General features: G+C 63.2%; 5 protein-coding genes and 2 rRNA genes (1 of these 7 running past the window's edge). 4 read left to right on the top strand and 3 right to left on the bottom strand.

Annotated elements, in window-relative coordinates; all coding sequences use genetic code 11:
• From BO221_RS42225 to BO221_RS42215, 3 genes are all read left to right on the top strand, one after another.
• Nucleotides 1-1,814: ribosomal RNA gene (locus BO221_RS42225) — 23S ribosomal RNA — on the top strand; it begins 1,154 nt to the left of the window's first position.
• A 166-nt stretch (nucleotides 1,815-1,980) separates the two neighbouring features.
• Nucleotides 1,981-2,097: ribosomal RNA gene (gene rrf / locus BO221_RS42220) — 5S ribosomal RNA — on the top strand.
• A 201-nt stretch (nucleotides 2,098-2,298) separates the two neighbouring features.
• The gene (locus BO221_RS42215; RefSeq protein WP_143196010.1) at nucleotides 2,299-2,745 is read left to right on the top strand and encodes a hypothetical protein; all 447 of its coding nucleotides are present in this window, start codon (nucleotides 2,299-2,301) and stop codon (nucleotides 2,743-2,745) included.
• 33 nt (nucleotides 2,746-2,778) lie between these two features.
• Here BO221_RS42215 and BO221_RS42210 read toward each other — a convergent pair whose 3' ends face one another.
• Nucleotides 2,779-2,982: a SlyX family protein gene (locus BO221_RS42210; RefSeq protein ID WP_073566606.1), complete on the bottom strand. Its 204-nt coding sequence runs from the start codon at nucleotides 2,980-2,982 to the stop codon at nucleotides 2,779-2,781.
• Between the two features lie 69 nt (nucleotides 2,983-3,051).
• Between BO221_RS42210 and BO221_RS42205 the strand changes: the two genes are divergently transcribed.
• A complete protein-coding gene (locus BO221_RS42205) occupies nucleotides 3,052-3,348 on the top strand; it encodes a hypothetical protein (protein ID WP_073566605.1) in 297 nt (98 codons plus the stop codon).
• A 99-nt stretch (nucleotides 3,349-3,447) separates the two neighbouring features.
• Here BO221_RS42205 and BO221_RS42200 read toward each other — a convergent pair whose 3' ends face one another.
• Both BO221_RS42200 and BO221_RS42195 read right to left on the bottom strand, forming a co-directional pair.
• The gene (locus tag BO221_RS42200) at nucleotides 3,448-4,359 is read right to left on the bottom strand and encodes a tetratricopeptide repeat protein (RefSeq protein ID WP_073566604.1); all 912 of its coding nucleotides are present in this window, start codon (nucleotides 4,357-4,359) and stop codon (nucleotides 3,448-3,450) included.
• 232 nt (nucleotides 4,360-4,591) lie between these two features.
• The gene (locus tag BO221_RS42195) at nucleotides 4,592-4,939 is read right to left on the bottom strand and encodes a hypothetical protein (RefSeq protein ID WP_073566603.1); all 348 of its coding nucleotides are present in this window, start codon (nucleotides 4,937-4,939) and stop codon (nucleotides 4,592-4,594) included.
• Nucleotides 4,940-5,000 lie beyond the last annotated feature (61 nt).

Here is a 5,000-nt window from a genome sequence, read left to right as displayed (position 1 = left end):
TAGCTCACTGGTCGAGACAGGCCGCGCCGAAAATGTAACGGGGCTCAAGACTAGCGCCGAAGCTTCGGATTGCATGCGCCTGGCGCATGCAGTGGTAGGGGAGCGTTGCAACTACGGCGAAGGTGGACCGCAAGGGCCGCTGGAGTGGTTGCGAGTGCTGATGCCGAAATGAGTAGCGATAAAGGGGGTGAGAAACCCCCTCGCCGTAAACCCAAGGTTTCCTGGGTCAAGTTAATCTTCCCAGGGTTAGCCGGAACCTAAGCCGAGGCCGAAAGGCGTAGGTGATGGAAAGCAGGTTAATATTCCTGCGCCATCTTGTAGACGTTGAACCGAGGAAGGACGGAGAAAGCTAGACGAGCTGGCCGGTGGTTGTGCCAGTCCAAAGGCGTAGGGGTGTCGCGTACGATGAAAAGGCGCGGCAGTCATCCCCGAGACCCCATGGCGTCCCGCAAGGGATTAGTCGTTGATGCTCGGCTTCCAAGAAAAGTTCCGCGGGGAGTCTACAGGGTGTCCGTACCGCAAACCGACACAGGTGGGTGAGGAGAAAATCCTAAGGCGCTTGAGAGAACTCTCCTCCAAGGAACTAGGCAAATTTCCACCGTAACTTCGGAAGAAGGTGGGCCTCTGGTAGGTGTAGGCGTACAGCTGAAGCCGAGAGAGGTTGCAGAGAAATGGCGGTAGCGACTGTTTACCAAAAACACAGGACTCTGCGAAGGCAAGAAGCCGACGTATAGGGTCTGACTCCTGCCCGGTGCTGGAAGGTTAAGGGGATTCGTCAGCCGCAAGGCGAAGCGATGATCCGAAGCCCCAGTAAACGGCGGCCGTAACTATAACGGTCCTAAGGTAGCGAAATTCCTTGTCGGGTAAGTTCCGACCTGCACGAATGGAGTAACGACTTCCGCACTGTCTCGGAGAGGGACTCAGCGAAATTGAAATAGCTGTGCCGATGCAGTTTACCCGCAGCAAGACGGAAAGACCCCGTGAACCTTTACTACAACTTGACAGTGACACTAGGGTTCGACTGTGTAGGATAGGTGGGAGCCTTTGAAGCCGGGCCGCTAGGTTCGGTGGAGGCAACGGTGAAATACCACCCTGTCGGATTCTGGTGTCTAACCATGCTCCTTTAGCGGGAGTTGGGACACTGTCTGGTGGGTAGTTTGACTGGGGCGGTCGCCTCCCAAAATGTAACGGAGGCGCGCGATGGTTCCCTCAGCCCGATTGGAAACCGGGCGTCGAGTGCAATGGCATAAGGGAGCTTGACTGCGAGACCGACAGGTCGAGCAGGTGCGAAAGCAGGTCATAGTGATCCGGTGGTCCTGAATGGAAGGGCCATCGCTCAACGGATAAAAGGTACTCCGGGGATAACAGGCTTATCTCCCCCAAGAGTTCACATCGACGGGGAGGTTTGGCACCTCGATGTCGGCTCATCGCATCCTGGGGCTGGAGCAGGTCCCAAGGGTTTGGCTGTTCGCCAATTAAAGCGGTACGCGAGCTGGGTTCAAAACGTCGTGAGACAGTTTGGTCCCTATCTGCTGTGGGCGTAGGATACTTGAGAGGCTCTGACCTTAGTACGAGAGGACCGGGTTGGAGACACCGCTGGTGTACCAGTTGTCTCGCCAGAGGCATCGCTGGGTAGCCATGTGTCGATTGGATAACCGCTGAAAGCATCTAAGCGGGAAACCGACCTCAAGAACAGGTATCCCGGGCGCAAGCCCCTGAAGACCCGTCGAAGACTACGACGTTGATAGGCCGGGTGTGTAAGCGCGGTAACGCGTTGAGCTAACCGGTACTAATTGGTCGTGCGGCTTACTGACCTCAATCTCTCACGAGCTCCACCCCACCGGGGAGGGAGTAGGGGATTCGAGGCCAAGGTCGAGGCCCCGAGCGCGCTTGAGAAAGCAGCGCCGGGCCCGGAAGAAGGCACCAGCTTCTCTGAAGCAGAATTGAAAACTACCCTTTGTATGCACGAGTCACTCAGTTTCCGGTGGCAATGTCGGAGGGGTCCCACCCGTTCCCATCCCGAACACGGAAGTTAAGCCCTCCAGAGCCGATGGTACTCCGCGGGAAACCGCGCGGGAGAGTAGGTCGCTGCCGGATTTTTTTTGAAGGCCCCGAGTCCTCACAACACGTGAGAACTCGGGGCCTTCGCCTTTGCGGGCTACTGCATTTCTCCGCTCCGCGTGTGTCTTTCCGCGGCGCCGTGCCTTGCTCCACACCCTTTTCATCTTCGCGCTGGCGATGCCTCTCCAGGCTTGCTTGATTGGTGTTCCACCCTTCAAGTCCAGGAGCTCCTCGTCCATGAAGCACCTGCTGCGCCCCGCCCTTGGTGGTCTCCTCGCCCTCGCTGTCTTCCTCTCCCCCGAGCGCGCCGAGGCGGCTGATTTCCGGCTCACCCTCGGTGGTGACTACCAGATCGACACCGGCGCCTTCTTCCATCTCACTGGCGCCGTCGACTTCGTCTTCGTCGGCCCCCTCTCCATCGGCACCCGCTTCGGTGCCCTCCTCACCACCAACCCCAATACCCTCGGCGTTCCCCTCGATCTGAGTCTCCGCTTCAACCCCCGGCGCACCCCCCTCTACGTGGAGGTCCTCGGCGGTCCGTGGATCTTCTTCGAGGGTGATGTCTTCCGCGCCCACGCCGCCTTCGGCTTCGGCTACCAGGGCCGCTCCGTCAGCTTCGGCCTCGAGGTCGGTTACCTCCAGCCCAGGCCTCATGTCGGTCTGCGCCTCGGCTGGCGCTTCTAGCCTCCGCCTCGCCCGGCCTGGCCAGGCGCGAGATCAGTAGTGCGGCGGTTTCTCGTGCTGCCTCGCGTCCACCAGGCCGGGCTCGTCCTGCAGCTTCTTCTTCAGCTGCTCCACCTCCGCCCTCAGCAGGTCCATCTCCCGCTGCTGGGTGTACAGCACCTCGCTCAGCTCCTGCAGCAGCTCCTGCTGCTGCATGTAGCGCAGCTCCAACTCCACGATCCGCGACTCGTCTTCCATTCCCCTGGGATAACCCGGTCTCACGCTCGTTGTCCCGGGTCGCGGTTCCGTTGTCCTCTGGCGCTCCCCATGGATGCCTCCCGTTACCTCCTCCGCGCCCGTGAGCTCCTCGATCGTGGCCGGCCCGAGCTCGCCGAGTCCGCCTTGAGCGATGCCATCGATGCCTCCGTCCAGGCCGAGGACCTCGTCATGCTCACCCGCGCTCGCATGGCCCTGGGTGAGCTGCTGGCCTCCGAGGGCCGCGACGACGAGGCCATTCCCTTCCTCCAGGCTGTCGTTCGCACGGAGATCGCGGATGGTTCCGTTGATCTCGAGGTCAAGGCCGCTGCCCGGTTGCTCCGGCGGATCCGCGGCATCCCCGAGTGAGGTGACTCGGGTTTGAACCCGGGGTCTCGATACCCTCACCCCGTCCCTCTCCCGGGGGGAGAGGGGTTCTTGGTGTGAGTGGGGTTCTTGGTTCTTGGATTACGGCGTGCGGCAGGCGCTTCTCACCGCGTCCATCCGCTCCGGAAACCGTCTCTCCAGGTCCATCCTCGTCGCCCTCATGTCGTCCAGCCGCCCTGTCTGTCTTTGAATCTCACACAGCGCAGACAGCGGTCTCATGTCCGACATGTCCAGGCGATCCGCTTCCCTCAACGCCTCCTCCGCCCCCTCCACGTCTCCCACCCGGTACGCCGCCATCCCCAACTGGTAGTGCCCCATCACCAGCCCCGGCTCCTCCTCCACCGCCTTCGCGAACAGTTCCTTCGCTTCACCCATCCGCCCCTGCGCCACCCTCACCAGCCCCTCCTCCACCCAGATCCTCGCCCTCCCCAGCTTCTCCTCCAGCTTCTTCAAAACCTGGATCGCTTCCTCTCCCCGGCCCGCCGCACTCAACAGCCTCCCGTACCTGAGCCCCACTCCCGTCTCCCCGGGCTCCTTCCCGTACGCCTCCTCCACCGCCTTCAGCGCCCCCGCCAGATCCCCGTCCCTCTCCGCGAAGTCCGCTCTCAATAGCGCTCCCCTCGCATCCCCTGGCGCCAACTCCGCCACCCTCGCCAGCGACTCCTCCTCGCACCGGTTCATCCGCTGCCCGTGGCATACCCTCGCCAGCAAGAGCTGCGTCTCCACTTCCCCCGGCTCCAGCCGCTCCGCTTCCTTCGCCAGCTCGTAGGCGTCCAACGGCGCTCCCTCCATCAAGAGCTCCGCCCCCGCCCTCAGGTGCTCTCCCCTCGTCTTCGGGTTCTCCTTCAGCTTCTTCAGCACCTGCGCCCGTTGCACCGCGTCCGGAATCGCCTTCGCCATCGCCAGCTCCTGCTCCGGCATGTTCCTCGGCAGGAATAGCGGGATCAGGTGCACCACGAAGGCCACCGTGCAGGCGATCAGCACTCCCTTCATGCCCCGCTCGAGCCACCAGTGGCGCGGCCTCTCCGGCGCTCCCGACTCTTCCGGGGGCTGCTCGGGGCCTCGGTGCTTCCGGGTCTCTTCGGCGGGCGGCGGTACGTTCAACACGGCCCTTCGACTCTAAGGGACTCGCCGCCCCCTTCGCAGCGCCCCCCGCCCACTCCCCTGGTCAGTGCCCGACACCCGTTGCCAGCAGCAATCAGCCAGGCTCATCACCCCCCTCGCCTCAGGACACCGCCCTCAGCCTCGGCCTCGGCCTCTCCGGCAACTCCTCCCCACAGCTCCAGCACAGCTCGAAGTTCCCCGGGTTCTCCTCCCGGCACCCCGGGCACTCCACCTCCCTCGCCGCCTTCTCCCCATCCCCCTCCAACTCCTCCACCAGCTCCCTCGCCCTCCCCACCTCCTCCTCCGGCACCCACAACTCCACCCACGTCTCCGTGCTCGGTATCTCCCCCGCCAACGGCGCCAGGCTCTCCCCTCGCACCTCCACCGACAACCCCGAGCCCATCAGCAAACCCGCCCTCAGCCGCGCCTCCCCCGCCGTCCGGTGTACCGAAAACCTCACTCGCTTCATCGTCCCTCTCTACCCACCCCCCCYCCCTCCCCCCCCCCCCCCCCCCCCCCCCCCCCCCCCC

It is taken from the genome of Archangium sp. Cb G35 (assembly GCF_001896145.1).
In the GTDB taxonomy this organism is placed as follows: domain Bacteria; phylum Myxococcota; class Myxococcia; order Myxococcales; family Myxococcaceae; genus Archangium; species Archangium violaceum.
The sequence above is the reverse complement of the archived record's forward strand: the minus strand, read 5'-3'. Positions and strand labels throughout refer to the sequence as shown.